Source organism: Polynucleobacter sp. VK25 (assembly GCF_018687355.1).
Taxonomy (GTDB): Bacteria; Pseudomonadota; Gammaproteobacteria; order Burkholderiales; family Burkholderiaceae; genus Polynucleobacter.
Window position 1 is genome coordinate 411,513 of record NZ_CP061288.1, and the last position, 19,306, is coordinate 430,818.

General features: G+C 46.4%; 18 protein-coding genes. 8 read left to right on the forward strand and 10 right to left on the reverse strand.

Annotated elements, in window-relative coordinates; translation table 11 throughout:
* Nucleotides 1–18: 18 nt before the first annotated feature.
* From AOC21_RS02295 to AOC21_RS02335, 9 genes are all read right to left on the reverse strand, one after another.
* Complete coding sequence (locus AOC21_RS02295; RefSeq protein WP_215392193.1) at nucleotides 19–1,689, reverse strand: PhoH family protein; 1,671 nt, start codon at nucleotides 1,687–1,689, stop codon at nucleotides 19–21.
* A 232-nt stretch (nucleotides 1,690–1,921) separates the two neighbouring features.
* Nucleotides 1,922–2,389: a peroxiredoxin gene (locus AOC21_RS02300; RefSeq protein WP_215392194.1), complete on the reverse strand. Its 468-nt coding sequence runs from the start codon at nucleotides 2,387–2,389 to the stop codon at nucleotides 1,922–1,924.
* 37 nt (nucleotides 2,390–2,426) lie between these two features.
* Nucleotides 2,427–3,344, reverse strand: a complete 918-nt coding sequence (locus AOC21_RS02305) for a polysaccharide deacetylase family protein (protein ID WP_215392195.1) — start codon at nucleotides 3,342–3,344, stop codon at nucleotides 2,427–2,429.
* Nucleotides 3,345–3,366: 22 nt separating this feature from the next.
* A complete protein-coding gene (locus AOC21_RS02310; RefSeq protein ID WP_215392196.1) occupies nucleotides 3,367–4,413 on the reverse strand; it encodes a bifunctional UDP-4-keto-pentose/UDP-xylose synthase in 1,047 nt (348 codons plus the stop codon).
* Nucleotides 4,414–4,472: 59 nt separating this feature from the next.
* Nucleotides 4,473–5,342, reverse strand: a complete 870-nt coding sequence (locus tag AOC21_RS02315; RefSeq protein ID WP_215392197.1) for a formyltransferase — start codon at nucleotides 5,340–5,342, stop codon at nucleotides 4,473–4,475.
* The gene (locus tag AOC21_RS02320) at nucleotides 5,343–6,305 is read right to left on the reverse strand and encodes a glycosyltransferase (RefSeq protein WP_215392198.1); all 963 of its coding nucleotides are present in this window, start codon (nucleotides 6,303–6,305) and stop codon (nucleotides 5,343–5,345) included.
* 41 nt (nucleotides 6,306–6,346) lie between these two features.
* Entirely contained in the window at nucleotides 6,347–7,510 is a 1,164-nt protein-coding gene (locus AOC21_RS02325) for a DegT/DnrJ/EryC1/StrS aminotransferase family protein (RefSeq protein ID WP_215392199.1), read from the reverse strand.
* A gap of 26 nt (nucleotides 7,511–7,536) precedes the next feature.
* Nucleotides 7,537–9,228, reverse strand: a complete 1,692-nt coding sequence (locus AOC21_RS02330; protein ID WP_215392200.1) for a glycosyltransferase family 39 protein — start codon at nucleotides 9,226–9,228, stop codon at nucleotides 7,537–7,539.
* Entirely contained in the window at nucleotides 9,228–9,605 is a 378-nt protein-coding gene (locus AOC21_RS02335) for an Mth938-like domain-containing protein (RefSeq protein WP_215392201.1), read from the reverse strand. The genes AOC21_RS02330 and AOC21_RS02335 overlap by 1 nt, the downstream gene beginning before the upstream one ends.
* A gap of 79 nt (nucleotides 9,606–9,684) precedes the next feature.
* On the opposite strand from AOC21_RS02335, the gene AOC21_RS02340 reads away from it, so the two are divergent.
* The 7 genes from AOC21_RS02340 to AOC21_RS02370 are packed head-to-tail and all read left to right on the forward strand — an operon-like array spanning nucleotide 9,685 to nucleotide 16,296.
* The gene (locus AOC21_RS02340) at nucleotides 9,685–10,941 is read left to right on the forward strand and encodes a pyridoxal phosphate-dependent aminotransferase (RefSeq protein WP_215392202.1); all 1,257 of its coding nucleotides are present in this window, start codon (nucleotides 9,685–9,687) and stop codon (nucleotides 10,939–10,941) included.
* A complete protein-coding gene (locus tag AOC21_RS02345; RefSeq protein ID WP_215348583.1) occupies nucleotides 10,938–12,248 on the forward strand; it encodes a homoserine dehydrogenase in 1,311 nt (436 codons plus the stop codon). The genes AOC21_RS02340 and AOC21_RS02345 overlap by 4 nt, the downstream gene beginning before the upstream one ends.
* 19 nt (nucleotides 12,249–12,267) lie before the next feature.
* Complete coding sequence (gene thrC, locus AOC21_RS02350; protein ID WP_215392203.1) at nucleotides 12,268–13,710, forward strand: threonine synthase; 1,443 nt, start codon at nucleotides 12,268–12,270, stop codon at nucleotides 13,708–13,710.
* Between the two features lie 54 nt (nucleotides 13,711–13,764).
* Entirely contained in the window at nucleotides 13,765–14,988 is a 1,224-nt protein-coding gene (gene glp / locus AOC21_RS02355) for a gephyrin-like molybdotransferase Glp (protein ID WP_215392727.1), read from the forward strand.
* An 18-nt stretch (nucleotides 14,989–15,006) separates the two neighbouring features.
* Nucleotides 15,007–15,264 carry a molybdopterin converting factor subunit 1 gene (moaD, locus tag AOC21_RS02360; protein ID WP_215392204.1) on the forward strand — a complete coding sequence of 86 codons (258 nt, stop codon included), beginning with the start codon at nucleotides 15,007–15,009 and terminating at the stop codon, nucleotides 15,262–15,264.
* Nucleotide 15,265: 1 nt separating this feature from the next.
* Nucleotides 15,266–15,718, forward strand: a complete 453-nt coding sequence (gene moaE, locus AOC21_RS02365; protein WP_215392205.1) for a molybdopterin synthase catalytic subunit MoaE — start codon at nucleotides 15,266–15,268, stop codon at nucleotides 15,716–15,718.
* Entirely contained in the window at nucleotides 15,718–16,296 is a 579-nt protein-coding gene (locus AOC21_RS02370; RefSeq protein ID WP_215392206.1) for a hypothetical protein, read from the forward strand. Before moaE ends, AOC21_RS02370 begins: the two co-directional genes overlap by 1 nt.
* On the opposite strand, the gene AOC21_RS02375 is transcribed toward AOC21_RS02370, so the two are convergent.
* On the reverse strand, nucleotides 16,293–16,535 hold the full coding sequence (locus AOC21_RS02375; RefSeq protein WP_215392207.1) for a GIY-YIG nuclease family protein: 243 nt from the start codon (nucleotides 16,533–16,535) through the stop codon (nucleotides 16,293–16,295). The genes AOC21_RS02370 and AOC21_RS02375 overlap by 4 nt on opposite strands.
* 116 nt (nucleotides 16,536–16,651) lie before the next feature.
* On the opposite strand from AOC21_RS02375, the gene clpB reads away from it, so the two are divergent.
* Nucleotides 16,652–19,255 carry an ATP-dependent chaperone ClpB gene (clpB, locus tag AOC21_RS02380; RefSeq protein ID WP_215392208.1) on the forward strand — a complete coding sequence of 868 codons (2,604 nt, stop codon included), beginning with the start codon at nucleotides 16,652–16,654 and terminating at the stop codon, nucleotides 19,253–19,255.
* The last annotated feature ends 51 nt before the right edge of the window (nucleotides 19,256–19,306 follow it).

The following is a 19,306-nucleotide window of genomic DNA, read 5'->3' on the forward strand; positions in this document are numbered from 1 at the left end:
CGGCATGAGAGGGATTGCTTAGAGTGCGTCAGCAGCATGATCCGCAAGACGTGAGCGCTCGCCGCGTGCTAATGTCACATGACCACCATGACGCCAGCCTTTGAAGCGATCCACCACATAGGTTAGACCAGACGATCCTTCGGTTAAGTAAGGAGTATCAATCTGAGCAATATTACCTAAGCAAACAATTTTGGTTCCAGGACCTGCACGGGTCACTAAAGTCTTCATTTGTTTAGGCGTGAGGTTTTGTGCTTCATCAATGATGACAAATTTGCTCACAAAAGTTCTGCCGCGCATAAAGTTCATGCTCTTTACTTTAATGCGGGAGCGAATTAACTCTTGAGTCGCAGCACGACCCCACTCGCCGGCGCCACCATCCTCATTGCGCTGTAATACTTCAAGGTTGTCGTCAAATGCACCCATCCAAGGCTGCATTTTTTCTTCTTCGGTACCCGGTAGGAAGCCAATATCCTCGCCAACTGGCACAGTGGCACGAGTAATAATGATTTCGTTATAGCGTTTGCTATCTAGCACCTGCTCAAGACCAGCAGCCAATGCTAGCAAGGTTTTACCGGTTCCCGCTTGACCTAACAAAGTCACAAAATCGACGTCTGGGTTCATGAGTAAGTTCATGGCGAAGTTCTGCTCACGGTTACGCGCAGTCACGCTCCAGACGTTGTTTTTCTGATGAGAGAAATCTCTGAGTGTTTGCAAGAGAGCAGTCTTGCCATTGATTTCTCTAACCTGTGCGTAGAAAGGCGTAGAGCCATCTGGATTTTCCTGATAGACAAACTGATTGACCAACATGCTTTGTACTGTCGGTCCGGTTACTCGATAGAACATCGTGCCAGATTTTGAGTCAGCCCAGCTTTCCATATCCTTGCCATGCTTAGGCCAAAAATCTGCTGGTAATGACATCACGCCGGCATACATCAAGTCACGATCTTCTAAAACCTGGTCATTGAAATAATCTTCAGCCGGTAAGCCAAGTGCACGCGCCTTAATGCGCATATTGATGTCTTTGGATACCAATACGACTTCTTGACCTTTGCGAGTTTTTTGCAGCTCACTCACTACCGCCAAAATCATGTTGTCACCCTTGCCTTCGGGTAAGCCTTCAGGCAATGCTTGTGTGGAGAATTTGGTTTGGAAGAAGAGGCGACCAGTCACATCCTGATTGCCCAACTTGTTCAAAGGGATGCCTTCATCTAGGGTGCCACTAGTGCCAGCAATCAGTTGATCTAAGGATCTGCTGACAGTACGGGCGTTGCGGGCAACCTCTGTCATGCCTTTCTTATGATTGTCCAACTCTTCCAGAGTGGTCATCGGCAGATATAGATCGTGCTCGGAGAATCGGAACAGGGAGCTTGGATCATGCATCAATACGTTCGTATCTAACACGAACAAACTAGGAGGCCCAGTGCGAATAATCCGCTTGGGTTTTGTGGGTGTAGGGGCTTTGTTCTCGTTGCGCTCACTACGCTGATGATGAGCAGGGCGATGATCCGCTTTAATCTTTTCAAGAGCTACCTCTGCTGCAGATAAATCTTCTTCTGCATCGTTGGTCCAATCAACAGCTTCCACAACCACTGGTTTTGCTTGAGCAGGACGTTTCTTTAAGTCGGGAGTATCTTTGCGACTGAGTTTCACTTGATCAGCAATTTGAGTGGGGATTGGGGGCAGTGGCATGGACTCTCCTAAAAGAAAAAACCGCCAAGCGGATTGCGTTGACGGTTTATTACGAAACTAGTTGCAGTGTTGCTTAAAAAACGGAGGGGGTTGCTCCCCGTACCTGATCTAAGATATTCAGGTTTCTGATTCAAACGGATTGTCAGACTTTCCCGTCGTTTACGGTGCATATGAATCACTTTACCCCAAAATTTGGGGTTTGCAAGCACCTCAGATCAAATTATTGTAAAAATTATTTAGTGGCCTGAGCGGCTTGCAATACCTCTGTCACATGACCCGGAACCTTGAGGCCGCGCCACTCTTTTGCTAGCTTGCCAGAGGAGTCAAATAAGAAGGTGCTGCGCTCTACGCCACGAACTTGCTTGCCATACATATTCTTCATCTTCATGACGCCAAAGATCTGACAAAGCGTTTCTTCGGTGTCAGCTACTAGCTCGAATGGAAGCTCTAACTTGCTACGGAAGTTATCGTGTGACTTAAGGCTATCTCTGGAAACCCCAACTACCAAAGTATTGGCTTTGGTGAATGCTTCAATATTGTCTCTAAATTCACCTGACTCAGCAGTACAACCTGGCGTCATATCCTTTGGATAAAAATACAGAACCAGTTTTTTGCCTTTAGCAGACGCTGGTGAAAAGGTTAATCCAGAGGTTGCTGGAATCGCGCACTGCGGCATAGGTTGACCAATGGCTACTGTCATGATGATCCTTTGTTGTTTGTCTCTAAGTTTTACTGAATTAGTTATTTTGAATAATTAAATCACCACTACGATTGGGTATCTCACCCCAGCTTAGCGGTAATACAGCTATTTTATCGAGTTGCTTGGTGGCTTCCCAGGATTTGTGTAGTTCACCCATGGTGACAAGGTCGTGACCTTGGTTCAGCCATCCAGCTAATAGCTGCTCAAAGGCGGGCAATAGCTTTTGACCTTCTAGTTCAGCGTGTAGCGTGAAGACTTGGTCATTTGGATTGCTTTGGGTGATTTCTAATAATTTTTTAACTGCACCAAATTCATCGGCGCCATCGATGCCAATGAGTTCATCAAAGGTGGGGAGTGTTGTTGGGTACTGAACATGCTTCGCTTTGCCTGAAGGGAGTGCAAGACGATAAGGTATGAGATTGGGTTCGGCCCTACCATCGGATGAATAGGCAATACCCCATTGATCGAGTTGCTCAAAAGCAGCCTCATTCATTTGCCATCCGGCTGCACCATAGGTGACTGGTGAATGACCAAAGATTTCTACGAAGCGATCCCAACTCTTTTGCATCATCGCTTTTGTCCATGATGCATCTTGATTGCGAACGGCATCTTGCCAGGCTACGTGATCCCAAGTGTGAATACCTGTCTCATGACCTGCTTTATCAATTGCGCGCATTTCTGCAGCTGCTTTCTTGCCAATGTCTGGACCGGGCAGAAGGACGCCGTAAAGCAACGTCTTAATGCCGTAGTGCTCGACAACAGAAGTGCGACTTACCTTTTTTAGAAAGCCTGGACGAAAGACGCGCTTTAAGGCCCAGCCGGTATGGTCGGGCCCAAGGCTAAATAGAAAAGTAGCTTTGAGGCCAAAACGCTCTAGAGTACGAGCAAGATTGGGTACGCCTTCCTTAGTGCCGCGTAAGGTATCAACATCAACCTTGAGAGCTATCTTAGCCATGTACCTTTAGATCTACTTTTGCTTATTCTTTGTCGACTAGGTGGCGTGCTTTTTCTACGTCTCCACGATAGGCTTCAAAAATATTCTTGAGCGCATCGGTCATCGTAGTAGTTGGCTTCCAGCCTAATTCCTGCATCGTGTTGTCAATTGCTGGAACACGATTCTGTACGTCTTGGTAGCCTTCACCATAGTAAGCACCAGAGGTAGTCTCAACAATTTTCACTTCATTTGCATTCTTTGCGTACTCAGGAATGCTGCGAGCAATTTCTAGCATCTGATTGGCTAGTTCACGAATAGAGTGATTGTTCTTTGGATTACCAATGTTATAGATCTTGCCGTTAGCAATGCCATCTTTGTTGTCGATGATGCGCATCAGAGCGTCGATACCATCGTCAATATAAGTAAAGGCACGCTTTTGGGCGCCGCCGTCAACCACGTTGATGGATTCACCACGAACGATATGACCCAAGAACTGGGTCACTACACGGGACGAACCTTCTTTTGGTGTGTAGATGCTATCTAGACCAGGCCCAATCCAGTTAAATGGGCGGAAGAGGGTAAAGCGTAAGCCTTCCATGCCATAACCCCAGATCACGCGATCCATCAATTGTTTGGAGCAGGCGTAGATCCAGCGTGGCTTATTGATTGGACCGTAAACCATATTCGATTTAGATGGATCAAACTCGCCGTCTTCGCACATGCCATAAACCTCAGAGGTTGATGGAAATACCAAATGCTTTTTATATTTGACTGCAGAGCGTACGATCGGTAAGTTGGCTTCGAAATCAAGCTCAAATACTTTGAGTGGTTGCTGTACATAAGTTGCAGGCGTTGCAATCGCAACTAAAGGCAAGATGACATCGCATTTGCGGATGTGATACTCAACCCATTCTTTATTGATGGTGATGTCACCTTCAAAGAAATGCATACGTGGATGATTGATTAAGTCACCAAGGCGATCGTTTTGCATATCCATGCCATAGACATCCCAATCGGTTGTCTCGAGAATGCGCTTGGAAAGGTGGTGACCAATAAAGCCGTTAACACCAAGAATGAGTACTTTTTTCATCTTTACTGCCTCGTTTTAATCTAATAAGTGTTGTTACTTAGTTGCTACTCATTTACTTCTCAATTGCTAGCTGGAAACCATTCCAATACTTCCACTGCTTGGTGGTCACCACAAATGCCGAATACCCGATTATCAACCACTTGGATACCGCAAACCCCAAGATTGAGCTCGGCTGGAAATGGACCTTTTAGGCTCGTACGAGCCACGATCATGGTCTTGCCATCATGTGCCGTAAAGGCACCTGGATAAGGGGGTGCAACCGCTCTAACCAAGTCATGAACCTGTTTGGCGGTCTGATTCCAGTGAATTTGCCCGTCGGCAGGCTTACGACCCCCAAAATAGCTGCCTTTTTGGAGTTCATTCGCCTTGCGGGGAACAATTCCTTTTAAAAGGCTGGGTAAGACTTGATCGATAACGCTCACGGCTGCCTGGCTTACTTTGCCAAAGACATCGGTAGCGGTCTCATCTGGACCGATGCTCACAGCTGCCTGCCCAACAATATCCCCTGCATCTGGTTTTGCTTCCATGACGTGCAAAGTGGCACCAGTCTCAGTTTCCCCATGCAGAATAGCCCAATTGACTGGAGCGCGACCACGATATTTTGGAAGTAGCGAACCGTGCATATTGAGCGCCGCAATTTTTGCGCATTGCAAAATCTGCTCCGGAATCATAAAGCGATAGTAAAAAGAAAAAATGTAATCTGGTGCAAGAGCTTGCAGCTTCGGTATTAAGTCCACCAATTCAGAAGCATTAGGTGTGATGTACGGAATGTTTTTCTCGGCGCATAGCTTTGCTACGCTGCCAAACCAAACATTCTCATTAGGATCATCTTGATGAGTAACTACGAGATCAACTTGTATGCCCGCATTGAGAAGCGCTTTGAGGCAGTTGACGCCAACATCGTGATAGGCAAAGACGACTGCGTGCAATTATTTTTTCTCTAAAACGGTTTGCACAACATAGCGAGGACGCTTGCGGATTTGCTGGTAGATGCGACCAATATATTCACCCAAAAGACCGAGCCCAAAGAGCATCACGCCAATGAGAAAGAAGGTCAAAGCAAAGAGGGTAAACACACCCTCAACCTCAGCACCCAGAACAAAGCGGCGCACCAGCAGGTAGACAAACAAGCTACCTGCAGCAAGGGATAGCAACATACCCAGGATCGAGAAGATCTGTAAGGGCATGATGGAGAAGCCGGTAACCAAGTCAAAGTTCAGGCGAATCAATTGATACAGACTGTATTTAGATTCACCAGCAAAACGTTCTTCATGTTTGACAGTAATTTCTGCTGGGTTTGCAGAGAAGGTATATGCCAATGCAGGAATGAATGTATTGCTCTCATCACATTGGCGAACCAGATCAACAATGCGACGACTGTAGCCACGCAACATACATCCTTGATCAGTCATCGTGATGCGCGTAATGTTTTCACGTAAATGATTCATGGCGCGCGAGGCAAATTTTCTAAAGAAGCTATCACGGCGATCTGCGCGAATGGTGCCAACATAATCATGACCTTTTAATAACTGCTCGGTCAATGCATCAATTTCTTCCGGAGGATTTTGTAAGTCTGCATCCAAAGTGATGATGTGTTCACCTTTGGCGTATTCAAAGCCAGCCATGATGGCCATGTGTTGGCCAAAGTTGCTGTGAAATAAAACGGCGCGAGTGACATCTGGGCGCAACTCCACTTGCTTGGAAAGAATGCCAGCAGAACGATCTTTGCTGCCATCGTTAACAAATACGATCTCGTAAGTGATTTTGCGTTTGGTAGCCAGCGCATCTAATGCTGGATAGAGGCGATCAAATAGAGCTCCTAGTCCATCCTCCTCGTTGTAAACGGGAATAACAATGCTGAGTGTTGGGTTGGCAACTAAGTTTGCAGTCATCCTGCAATTTTGCCTGATTCTCTGGGATTAACCCAAGAACACTAGTTTTTGCGGTATTTCTGCAAAATTCCGACCAATCCCGTGGCTATGCGGCCAATATCCTCATCTGTCATTGCAGGAAACAGGGGGAGGGTGAGGATAGATCGACCAATGCGTTCGGCGATTGGCGTGTCAGATGTTTTGTAACCTTGGTTTTTATAAAGCGTGAACCCAGTAATAGCGGGGTAATGAACGCCAGTACCAATGCCCAAATCTTTTAACTCGGCCATGACTTGGGCGCGATCGGTATTTAACTGCTCAAGCGGCAAGATGACTTGAAACATGTGCCAGTTGCTATCGGTAAAGTTTTCCACTGGAAGCTCTAGTTTCAAACTTTCTAATCCAGTAGATTTCAATTCAGCACGAATGACATCAAAGTATTGGCGAGCAAGCGCACCACGACGAGATTGATAAGAGGGGAGTTGTTTTAGTTGTTCGAGACCAATAGCTGCATTTACATCAGTCAAGTTGTCTTTGCCGCCCAATACATCAACATCCATGCCATCCATGCCGTGACGGGTTAATCCCTGCAGGCGGAATTTCTCAGCAAGTTTTGCCTCATCAGCGTTATTGAGTACAAGACAGCCGCCCTCAATAGTGGTGAGATTCTTGTTGGCCTGAAAGCTGAAGCTCACTAGGTCACCAAAGCTACCAATCTTCTTGCCTTGCCACAGCGAGCCAAAGGCTTGTGCAGCATCTTCAATCACGCGAAGATTGTGTTGTTTGGCGATGGAATAGAGTTGATCCATATTCACCGGCAGACCAGCTAAATAGACGGGCATGATTGCGCGTGTCTTTGGCGTGACTGCAGTAGCAACTTTATTTAAATCAATATTGCGTGTGACTGGATCAACATCCACAAATACTGGTTTTGCACCAACACTCAAGATGACATTGGAAGTTGCTACCCAGGAAATCGGTGTAGTAATGACTTCATCGCCAGGACCAATGCCTGCAACTTGCAAGGCAATCTTCATAGTTGCGGTGCCGTTGGCAAAACAGCGTACTGGACGGCCACCAAAATATTCACTTAGGGTCGCTTCAAACTCTGCCAATTTGGGACCCGATGTCACCCAACCCGAACGCAATACTTCTGAAACAGCATCAATCGTTTCTTGATTAAAGCTGGGGCGTGTAAAGGGGATGAATGTGGGGCTGTTTGACATGATGTTTCTTATATTACTTCACTGCGTTACTGCGTTACGTTCGATGCATCCGGATGTTTCACAATCACTCTGCGAGAGTCGCGATCGACTTCCTGCATAGGGAAGTTCTGGGTCTTGAGCGCATCAAATTGCTCTGGAACCATTAAAGCGTAGGCTGTTAGATCTTCTTGCCAGCGGGCAATAAAGGCGTCTAAGGTCGGCATCCAAAGCGTGGGTTCTTGATTAACCCCAAACTCGAGTTCATCAGGAGATTCCACCATGATCATGGTTCGACCTAAATAGAAGGGCACGGTGTGATCTAAAAGACGCACTGAATAGAAATTCACTTTCTCAGGAATGGAAGCCTTTACTCGCTCAACTAAATCGATACCAGAGACAGCGCGACCTAAAGTCTCATGACCGGTTCCAGCGATGATGGCGCACAGAAAAAATCCACAAGCAAAACTCACAATGCTTTGCATGCCATTGCGTTTACTTTGCCATGCAGCGTAAGCACTAAAACTCACTAGCGCAATTAACGCAGCAATCACCCAATAGGTGTATTGCGCATACGCTTCAATTTCGTCAGGTCTTGCTTGTTTGCCGATGGCATCCAAAAAGAAAAACCCAATACATCCGAGCAGCGCAAATCCAAGTGTTTGTAATTTCCATGGCAATGCCATAGTGTTGGTGGGACCGAGTAAGCGATCTAAACGATTGCCAATGATTAAAGCAAGCGCCGGAAAAACAGGAATGATGTAGCCGGGCAACTTGGAGCGAGAGACACTAAAGAATGCAAAGATCACCACAAACCAACAGACTAATAACCATCCAGCAGAAAACTCGCGACGACGCTCGCTCCACGCCTGGGCAATCGCTCCAGGAACTTGGAAGATCCAAGGAAGAATCCCAATCAGTAGGAGCGGCACAAAGTAATAAATGGGGCCTGTTCTGCTGTGTGCGTCTTGTGTGAAGCGTTGCAGATGTTCGTGAATAAAGAAAAACTCTAAGAATTCGGGATTGCGTTGCGCGACTAATACAAACCATGGCGCTGTGATTGCTAAGAACAAAATGCTGCCGCTAAATAAACGTAAGCGAGTCCAAATTTTCCAATCCCAAGTGCTAATGGAGTAAGCAACAAAAACCATGGCAGGAATTGCTGCACCAATCACACCCTTGGACAAAGTTGCCAATGCCATGAAGGTCCAGCAAGCCCACATCCAATTACGACAACTATTTTTGTTATGAGAACTTTGCGCAAGCAGCAGACTACATAGTGCAGCAACTAAAAAAGCAGAGAGCCCCATATCCAGAGAATTGAAGTGGCCGCTAATAACCCACATCGGACTTGAAGCCAACACAAGGGCCGCTAACCATCCTGCTCTAGCGTTATAAATTCGAGCGCCAGTAAACCCAACTAAAACAATCGTGAGAAAGCCCGTTAACGCAGTCCAAAGTCTTGCTTGCCAATCGCCGATGCCAAATACTTGAAAGGCGGCAGCAGTTGCCCAGGCTTGTAAGGGTGGTTTTTCAAAATACTTGTAGCCGTTGTAACGCGGTGTAATCCAGTCACCAGTGACTAACATTTCTCGGGCGATTTCTGCGTAGCGCCCCTCGTCTGATGGAATGAGATGGCGGTAATTGAGGGTGCCAAACCACAACAAGGCATAAATGACGAATAGCAGCAAAATCTTGCCCGGATGGAGGGCTGATGACTGCCGAATTTGGCCAAATTGCATTAAACGGGCTCCACAATCAGGGCCAATAGAACTTGACGTCCTTCGCCCACCAGGATGTTGTATGTTCTGCAAGCAGCCTGAGAACTCATGATTTCAAAGCCAATTTTGGCGGAAATCAATGCTTTCAGTAGCTCTGGTTTCGGAAAACGCTGGCGGCTACCGGTCCCAATGAGGATTAATTCTGGTTTTAAATCAACGAGTTGTGAGAAATTATTGACTTCTAAGTCTTCAAATCCCTTCACTGGCCAATTGGAGATGGCGCCGTCCGAACTGAGGACAACAGCATGGGCGTAAGGAGTCTTATTGATCTCTACGTAGCCATCGCCGTAGCCGGTGATCGTATTCGCTCCGGAGTGGGGGTCAGATTGAAGCTTCAAGTGGAGTCTCTGTCATAATTATGTGGATTATAGCTAGCTGTTTTTTCTCATATTTCAAGAACTTACCCTTAAATTTATTGTGAAACCGATCCGAAAGTCCCAAAAGCTCGATAACGTCTGTTATGACATACGTGGACCAGTGCTCGAGCTTGCTCAGCGCATGGAGGAAGAGGGTCACAAAATCATCAAATTAAACATCGGAAACGTAGGGGTTTTCGGTTTTGATCCTCCTGAAGAGATTCAGTTGGACATGATTCGCAATTTAAGTAATGCCTCAGCCTATTCCGATTCCAAAGGAATCTTTGCTGCTCGTAAGGCCATCATGCAGTACTGCCAGGAAAAAGGCATTCAGGGAGTCACCTTGGATGATGTCTATACCGGCAATGGTGTATCAGAACTCATCGTGCTTTCAATGAACGCACTCTTAAATGATGGCGACGAGGTGTTGGTTCCAACCCCAGATTACCCGCTATGGACTGCTGCAGTCAGTTTATCGAGCGGTACACCGGTTCACTATCTTTGTGATGAATCCAAAGATTGGGCGCCAGACTTAAATGATCTGCGCAAAAAAATTACACCTCGCACTAAAGCGATTGTGGTGATTAATCCGAATAATCCGACTGGCGCTATTTACTCAAAAGAAGTTTTGCTTGAGTTAACGAATATTGCTCGCGAACACGGTTTGATTTTGTTTGCAGATGAGATTTACGACAAGATGCTGTATGACGCAGAGAAGCATATCTCTCTGGCATCTTTATCCACTGACGTTGTCACCATTACCTTTAATGGCCTATCTAAGAATTACCGTTCATGCGGCTACCGCGCAGGCTGGATGGTGGTTTCAGGCGATAAAGAAATGGTACGCGACTACATCGAGGGCTTAAATATGTTGGCCTCTATGCGCTTGTGTGCAAACGTGCCAGGTCAGTATGCAATTCAAACTGCGCTAGGTGGATATCAAAGTATTAATGACTTGGTAGGCGAGGGCGGCCGTCTTGCAAAGCAACGTGATCTGGCTTGGAAACTGATTACTGATATTCCGGGCGTCACTTGCGTGAAACCAAAATCGGCTTTGTATTTATTCCCAAGGCTTGATCCTGAAATTTATCCAATTGAAGATGATCAACAGTTTGTTGCCGATCTTTTGAAAGAAGAAAAAGTATTGTTAGTGCAGGGCTCTGGTTTTAACTGGGGAAAACCTGACCACTTCCGTGTAGTGTTCTTGCCTCACGAAGATGTGCTTAAGGAAGCTATTAGCCGCCTTGCACGTTTTCTGGAGCGTTATCGTAATAAACACAGCCGTAAGGCCTCTTCAACTGCAGCAAAGGCATCATGAAACCGATTCAAGTAGGTCTGTTAGGCATTGGCACCGTTGGTGGTGGCGTATTCACTGTTCTCGAGCGTAACCAGGATGAGATTACTCGTCGTGCTGGGCGCGGTATTCGGATTAATACAGTTGCTGATTTAAATGTAGAGCGCGCCAAGGAGTTGGTTAAAGATCGCGCACAAGTAGTCAATGATGCACGTGCAGTGATTAATAACCCAGAGATCGATATTGTTGTTGAGTTAATCGGTGGTTACGGTATCGCTAAAGATTTAGTTCTCGAAGCTATCGCCGCTGGCAAGCATGTAGTCACAGCTAACAAGGCATTGATCGCAGTACACGGCAATGAGATCTTTAAAGCGGCGCACGCTAAAGGCGTGATGGTGGCCTTTGAAGCTGCCGTTGCAGGCGGTATCCCCATTATTAAAGCTTTGCGTGAAGGTTTAACTGCTAACCGCATCGAATGGATTGCCGGCATTATTAACGGCACAACCAATTTCATCTTGTCAGAGATGCGTGATAAAGGTTTGGATTTCGGAACCGTTCTTAAAGAAGCGCAACGTTTGGGTTACGCAGAAGCGGATCCTACTTTCGATATCGAAGGAGTTGATGCTGCGCATAAAGCCACCATCATGAGTGCGATTGCATTTGGTATTCCAATGCAGTTTGAAAAAGCACACATTGAAGGCATTACTAAATTGGATGCGATTGATATCAAATACGCAGAGCAATTGGGTTATCGCATCAAGTTACTTGGCATCGCTAAGAAAACGTCAACAGGTGTTGAGTTGCGCGTGCACCCAACCTTAATTCCTTCTAAGCGTTTGATTGCAAACGTTGAAGGCGCTATGAATGCCGTTCAGGTATTTGGTGATGCTGTTGGAACTACTTTGTATTACGGCAAAGGCGCTGGCTCGGAGCCAACCGCTTCAGCGGTGATTGCAGACTTGGTGGATATCACGCGCTTGCTTAGTGCAGATGCTGAGCACCGTGTTCCTTACTTGGCCTTCCAACCAGATGCCGTTCATGACACGCCGGTATTGCCGATTGGTGAGATCACTACTAGTTACTATTTGCGTTTGCGTGTAGCTGATCAAGCTGGCGTATTGGCTGACATCACGAAGATCTTGGCGTCACATGGTGTTTCAATCGATGCGCTCTTGCAAAAAGAGGCTGATGAGGGCGAGAGTCAAACAGATTTGGTGGCCCTGACTCACGAAACCAAAGAAAAGAACATGCTTGCAGCCATCAAAGAGATTCAAGCTCTCAAAACTGTTGCGGGCGAAGTGGTTAAGATCCGTTTAGAAAATCTGTCTTAAGTAAAACTCAGCAAAACACATGCGTTACCAATCTACTCGTGGCAATAGCCCACAACAATCCTTTTTAGAAATTTTGTTGGGTGGATTGGCGCCTGATGGCGGCTTGTATTTGCCTACTCAGTATCCAAAAGTTACTGCTGCACAACTGGATTCATGGCGTGGCTTGTCATATGCTGATTTAGCTTATGAAGTGTTGAGTCTGTATTGCGATGATATTCCTGAGGCTGATTTGCGTGCGCTATTGCGCAAAACTTATACCGAGCAGGTGTACTGCAATGGTCGCCCTCAAGATAATGCAAAAGACATTACGCCGATCCATTGGCTGGGCGAAGAGCATGGCACACGTATTGGTTTATTGAGCCTTTCAAATGGCCCAACATTGGCCTTCAAAGATATGGCGATGCAGTTGCTTGGCAATCTGTTTGAATATGCTCTTAAGAAAAAAGGTCAGCAGCTCAATATTTTGGGCGCGACTTCTGGTGATACGGGTAGTGCCGCTGAATACGCCATGCGTGGCAAAGAGGGCGTGAAGGTATTCATGCTTTCACCCCGTGGCAAGATGAGCGCCTTCCAGTCGGCGCAAATGTATTCGTTGCAAGACCCCAATATTTTTAACTTAGCAGTTGCTGGCGTTTTTGATGACTGCCAAGATATTGTTAAGGCTGTAAGCAATGATCACGCCTTCAAAGCGAAGAGCCAAATTGGCACAGTGAATTCTATTAACTGGGGTCGAGTAGTTGCTCAAGTGGTGTATTACTTCCAGGGCTACCTCCTAGCAACGAAGTCTAGTAATGAGAAAGTCTCATTCACAGTTCCTTCGGGCAACTTTGGCAATATCTGTGCGGGCCACGTTGCTCGTATGATGGGCTTGCCTATTGAGCATTTAATTGCCGCTACAAACGAGAATGATGTACTGGATGAGTTTTTCCGTACTGGTGTATATCGTGCGCGCAAGTCAGCAGAAACTTTACATACATCTAGCCCTTCGATGGATATCTCCAAAGCGAGTAACTTTGAGCGCTTTGTATTTGATTTCATGGGTAAAGATGGCAAGGCTACTGCCGCTATGTTTAAGCAGGTTGATGAAGCAGGTGGCTTTGATATCTCAAAAGACGCGGTCTTTAAAGAGCTTGGTAAATACGGCTTCCAATCTGGCCGCAGCACTCATGAAAATCGCCTAGAAACTATTCGCGACATTGATAAACGCTACGGCGTCATGATTGATACGCATACCGCTGATGGCGTAAAAGTAGCTCGTGAACATTTGCAGGTTGGTATTCCGATGATTGTGCTTGAGACAGCGCTTCCAATTAAGTTTGAAGAAACGATTGAGATTGCTTTAGGCCGCCCTGCAGAATGTCCGCCAGCTTTCAAAGACATTAAGTCCAAGCCACAGCGCGTAGAGAATATCGATGCAGATGTAAATCAAGTAAAAGATTTCATCACAATGCATCTGGGTTAATTTTTAACCCACAACAATTGAAGCAATCAAGATCATCCTATGACTAAGCCACCAATGTTGACCGCGCAGCAGGCTTTAGACCATCTGCTTTCGCATGCTCAAGTAGTTGGTGAGAGCGAGCAGGTTGCTATGCAGGCCGCTTTAGGTCGCGTGCTTTCTGAAAACGTCAATAGCCTGGTTGATGTGCCCCCATTAGATAACACTTCGATGGATGGTTATGCCGTACGTACTGCGGATACCCAAACTGCCGGAAGTATTCTCAAGATTGCCCAACGTATTCCAGCTGGCTCTATGGGTGTTCAATTGGAGCCAGGTACTGTCGCCAGAATTTTTACTGGTGCACCCGTTCCTCCCGGCGCTGATGCAGTAGTCATGCAAGAAGATTGCTCAGTAGAAGCCCCGGTTGATCAAGTCACTGTAAATAGTGCTCCAGTAATAGGTCAATGGATCCGTCGCAGGGGCGAAGATTTAACAGCTGGTAAGACTTGTTTAACCGCGGGCACATTCTTGCGTCCCCAAGAATTAGGTGTTGCTGCTTCAGCTGGATTGACTCACTTAAACGTGAAGCGTCGCGTTAAGGTAGCTGCATTTTTCACTGGCGATGAGTTAGCACTTCCAGGTGAGCCCTTAAAGCCAGGTGGCATTTACAACTCCAATCGCGATACTTTATTGGCCTGCCTCAAGTCTCTAGGTTGTGACGCAACCGATTTAGGTATTGTTCCAGACCGCTTAGATGCAACACGTGCAGCATTACGTAAAGCCAGCAAAGATCATGATTTGATTATTACTTCTGGTGGCGTATCGGTTGGCGAAGAAGATCACATTAAGCCTGCGGTGACTGCCGAAGGAAGATTGGATCTTTGGCAGATTTCCATTAAGCCTGGTAAGCCGTTGGCTTTTGGTGCAGTTCGTAAATCAGATGAGCCTAAAGATGGTGAGGCCTGGTTTATTGGCTTGCCTGGTAATCCAGTTTCTAGCTTTGTTACTTTCTTGTTATTCGTCCGTCCCTTCATTCTGAAATTACAAGGCCGCGAAGCTAAGATCCCACAATCCTATTTCATGCGTGCTGATTTTGATTGGTTAAAAGCAGATCGTCGTAATGAGTTCTTGCGCGTCAAACTCAATAGTAACGGCGGCTTAGATTTATTCCCGAACCAAAGCTCTGGTGTGCTCACTAGCGCTTCTTGGGGCGATGGTTTGGTGGATTGCCCACCCAACCAGCCAATTAAGGCTGGAGATTTAGTGAAGTACATCCCCTTTGATGCGTTACTTAAATAATCGGTTTACGATTAGCTCATGAAACTCGAATTACGATTCTTTGCTTCTCTGCGTGAAGCACTTGGTGTTTCACAAGAAAGCATCACCATTCCTGCAGCAATTAAAACCATTGCCGATCTTAGGGAACACCTTATTGAGCGTGGCAGTCCCTGGGCAGAAGTCTTGGCAGAGGGCAAAGTTTTACGTTGTGCATTGAATCAGCAGATGGTTGATGCGAGTACTTCATTGCAAGACGGTGCTGAAGTAGCCTTCTTTCCGCCAGTGACCGGAGGCTGATATGCCGATCAAAATCCAAGAAAGCGATTTTGATGTCAGTGCTGAAATAGCAGCACTCCGTAAAGGTGATCCACGGGTTGGCGCAGTGGTTTCTTTCTTGGGCACTGTTCGCGACATGAATGATGGTAGCCAAGTAAAAGGCATGACACTCGAGCATTACCCCGGCATGACTGAAAAAGCGCTCCAGGAAATTCTGGATCAAGCCAAAGCCCGCTGGGATATCTATCAAACTTTAGTAATTCATCGGGTAGGGCCTTTGTTGCCCGAGGATCAAATCGTTTTAGTGGCTGTTACTAGCGCACACAGAGGCGAAGCATTTTCCGCTTGTGAGTTCATCATGGACTACCTGAAAACAGCCGCACCTTTCTGGAAAAAAGAAGATACCCCTGAGGGAGCGCGTTGGGTTGATGCCCGTGTAGCTGATGATGCAGCACTGTCTAAATGGGAAAAATAATGAACACCGCAGCAAGAAAGCTCTTGTTGTGCATGTTGATACTTTCTGCGGTGGGTCTATCTGGTTGTGGTGCTGGCGATGGTGTGCAAGCACAATCAACCCCGTCTACTTTGGCCACAAAAGATCTTTCTGCCTTTGTGGATACGTATTGGTATGTGCCAACGGATTATTTGCTGGCCTATGCCTATAGCTCTTCGGGTAATCCAAAAACAACTGCTGTAAATGATCAAACAGTTTGGCACTTCACTTCTGTAAATCAGGGATTTTTATTGGGTTGCTCTTTTGCTAGCACCAATAATGGCGCTACTTGGTCTGCATCAACTATTGTGGGATCTGTAACAGCCAATAATTCGGTATCTATTGGCTTCTATGGATCATCTCTAACCGTTGGGTCTGGGCAGTTAACTACATCTAGTGGTCAACCTGCATTTTTGATGCAGATGTCAACCGGCAATGGCACAGCTGGTCTTACGCATTGGGCTTATATGCTGCCCGTAACCTCATCTAACTCTGCCTGGTCTAGTTTGCCTGGCACTAATAGTGTGAGCGTTCCAACCGCAACTGCATCTGGGTGCTAAGACGCAAAAAATCCTAGTTTTTCAGCTCTAGGTAATTTCTTAAGCTTAGCCTCTGCCTTAGAGGCTTCAGATCGGTCGGGGTGCTCTTGCGTTGCCAAAAGGATGACTGGTCTGCGAGCTCTGGTATAGCGAGCACCTTGTCCTGAATTATGGGCCTCTAGGCGATGCTCAAGGCGGTTCGTGATGCCAGCGTAATAGCTGCCATCAGAGCACTCTAGAAGGTAAACAAGCCAGGTCAAAATAGGGATAAATTCGCTTAAAAAGAGGTCTAACAGACTTGAAATTAACAAGAATGCCCCTATATTCTATAGATAGATATTTGTAAAAAATAGATGAAGTAGATAGGACTTAAAAAATGAGAATAGATAAATTAACTACTAAGTTTCAAGAGGCCTTAAGTGAGGCCCAAAGTATCGCTTTAGCCAAAGATAACCAATATATTGAGCCGGCCCACGTGTTGCTGGCAATGTTGCGTGATTCTGATGGTGGCGCAAAGAGTTTGCTTACTAGAGCGGGTGTCAATGTCGCCGGCTTGGAAAAGGGCGTAGAAAAGATCATCAGCAATCTTCCTGAGGTGCAGGGCACCAGCGGAGAGGTTCAGGTTGGTCGTGATTTAAGTAATTGGCTTAACCTTTGTGAAAAAGAAGCCAATAAACGCAATGACCAATTTATCGCTGGTGAGTTGTTTTTGCTGGTGGTGGCTGATGACAAAGGCGAGCTCGGAAAAGTGGCTCGTGAGAATGGATTAAATCGTAAATCGTTAGAAGCGGCTATTGATTTAGTGCGCGGAGGAGAATCAGTGAATAGTGCAGATGCTGAAGGCCAACGTGAAGCCTTAAAGAAATACACAGTAGATTTAACTGAGCGTGCTCGTATGGGTAAGCTTGATCCAGTGATTGGTCGTGACGATGAGATTCGTCGCACTATTCAGATCTTGCAACGTCGCGGTAAAAATAACCCGGTTCTTATTGGTGAGCCTGGTGTGGGTAAGACTGCCATCGTTGAAGGCTTAGCACAGCGCATCGTCAATGGTGAAGTGCCTGAGACTCTCAAGAACAAGCGTGTCTTGGTCTTGGATATGGCCTTGCTACTGGCTGGTGCCAAGTATCGCGGTGAGTTCGAGGAGCGCCTCAAAGCAGTTCTGAGCGATGTTGCGAAAGACGAAGGTCAAACGATTATCTTTATTGATGAGATTCATACGATGGTTGGGGCTGGTAAGGGTGATGGCGCAATGGACGCTGGCAATATGCTCAAGCCTGCCTTGGCTCGCGGCGAATTACATTGCATCGGTGCAACGACCTTGGATGAGTATCGCAAGTACATAGAAAAAGATCCTGCGCTGGAGCGTCGTTTCCAAAAAGTCATGGTGGAAGAGCCTAGTGTTGAGGCAACGATTGCGATCTTGCGTGGTTTACAGGAGCGCTATGAGCTTCACCATGGTATCGAGATCACCGATCCTGCAATCGTAGCTGCTGCGGAGTTATCACATCGCTACATTACCGATCGTTTCTTGCCAGATAAAGCTATTGATCTCATTGATGAGGCTGGTTCCCGTATTCGGATGGAGATTGACTCCAAGCCTGAGGTAATGGATAAGCTAGAGCGTCGTCTCATTCAATTGAAGATTGAGCGCGAAGCAGTAAAGAAAGAAAAAGACGAAGCCTCTCAAAAACGTCTAGCCCTGATTGAGGAAGAGATCAAGCGCCTGGGTGCTGAGTATGCTGACTTGGAAGAAATCTGGAAAGCAGAGAAGGGTGCCGTCCTTGGTGCCGCCAATCTGAAAGAAGAGATTGAAAAGGTGAAAGCAGATATTGCAAAGCTACAGCGTGACGGCAAGTTAGAGCAAGTTGCTGAGTTGCAGTACGGCAAGCTGCCTGAGCTTGAGGCTAAGCTCAAATCTGCTGCTGCAGCTGAGGCTAAAGGCAGTAAAGATGGCGTAGTAAAAAACAAATTGCTACGCACCCAAGTTGGCGCGGAAGAAATTGCTGAGGTGGTTTCTCGTGCGACGGGTATTCCGGTATCCAAGATGATGCAGGGTGAGCGTGATAAGTTGCTCAAGATGGAAGAGCTTCTGCATAAACGTGTAGTTGGTCAGGAGGAGGCTATCCGCGCAGTATCAGATGCGATCCGTCGTTCCCGTGCTGGTTTAGCAGAAGAGAATCGTCCATATGGATCCTTCTTATTCCTTGGGCCTACCGGTGTTGGTAAGACTGAGTTGTGCAAAGCTCTGGCTGGCTTTTTGTTTGATAGCGAAGATCATCTCATTCGCATTGATATGAGCGAGTTCATGGAAAAACATAGTGTTGCGCGCTTGATCGGCGCGCCTCCTGGCTATGTAGGCTATGAAGAGGGTGGCTATTTAACTGAGCAAGTTCGTCGTCACCCCTATAGCGTGATCTTGTTTGATGAAATTGAGAAAGCCCATCCAGATGTATTCAATGTACTTTTACAAGTACTGGATGATGGCCGATTAACGGATGGTCAAGGTCGCACTGTTGACTTTAAGAACACCGTCATTGTGATGACTAGTAATATTGGTTCACATTTGATTCAGTCAATGGTGGACAAGAAGCAGGCAGAAATCAAAGAAGCGGTATTCGAAGAGCTAAAGAATCATTTCCGTCCGGAGTTCTTGAATCGTATTGATGAAATCGTCGTATTCCATGGTTTGGACAAAGGCAATATTGCCAATATTGCGAAGATCTTACTTAAAAACTTGTCAGATCGTTTGGCGAAGGTCGATATGCAGCTTGAGGTCAGCGATGCTGCCCTGAATAAGATTGCTGAGGTAGGCTTTGATCCTGTATTCGGAGCAAGGCCACTCAAGCGGGCAATTCAGCAGCATATTGAGAATCCCGTTTCCAAGATGATTTTGGAGGGCACCTTCGGACCTAAGGATGTAGTACCTGTAGATGTTGATAAAGCAGGTAACTTTAGCTTTACGCGCCAGGTCCACTAAGCTGCAAAAAGGTATTTCAGCAGGAATTTTTCTGCGCCAGTAAACTCGGTA

Coding starts and splice junctions, on each gene's coding strand:
- AOC21_RS02325 (WP_215392199.1), bottom strand. CDS start 7,510: ATGTCAAACAGCCCCACATTCATCCCCTTTACACGCCCCAGCTTTAAT.
- moaE (WP_215392205.1), top strand. CDS start 15,266: ATGCCGATCAAAATCCAAGAAAGCGATTTTGATGTCAGTGCTGAAATA.
- thrC (WP_215392203.1), top strand. CDS start 12,268: ATGCGTTACCAATCTACTCGTGGCAATAGCCCACAACAATCCTTTTTA.
- AOC21_RS02310 (WP_215392196.1), bottom strand. CDS start 4,413: ATGAAAAAAGTACTCATTCTTGGTGTTAACGGCTTTATTGGTCACCAC.
- AOC21_RS02320 (WP_215392198.1), bottom strand. CDS start 6,305: ATGACTGCAAACTTAGTTGCCAACCCAACACTCAGCATTGTTATTCCC.
- AOC21_RS02305 (WP_215392195.1), bottom strand. CDS start 3,344: ATGGCTAAGATAGCTCTCAAGGTTGATGTTGATACCTTACGCGGCACT.
- glp (WP_215392727.1), top strand. CDS start 13,765: ATGTTGACCGCGCAGCAGGCTTTAGACCATCTGCTTTCGCATGCTCAA.
- AOC21_RS02370 (WP_215392206.1), top strand. CDS start 15,718: ATGAACACCGCAGCAAGAAAGCTCTTGTTGTGCATGTTGATACTTTCT.
- clpB (WP_215392208.1), top strand. CDS start 16,652: ATGAGAATAGATAAATTAACTACTAAGTTTCAAGAGGCCTTAAGTGAG.
- AOC21_RS02345 (WP_215348583.1), top strand. CDS start 10,938: ATGAAACCGATTCAAGTAGGTCTGTTAGGCATTGGCACCGTTGGTGGT.
- AOC21_RS02295 (WP_215392193.1), bottom strand. CDS start 1,689: ATGCCACTGCCCCCAATCCCCACTCAAATTGCTGATCAAGTGAAACTC.
- AOC21_RS02330 (WP_215392200.1), bottom strand. CDS start 9,228: ATGCAATTTGGCCAAATTCGGCAGTCATCAGCCCTCCATCCGGGCAAG.
- AOC21_RS02300 (WP_215392194.1), bottom strand. CDS start 2,389: ATGACAGTAGCCATTGGTCAACCTATGCCGCAGTGCGCGATTCCAGCA.
- moaD (WP_215392204.1), top strand. CDS start 15,007: ATGAAACTCGAATTACGATTCTTTGCTTCTCTGCGTGAAGCACTTGGT.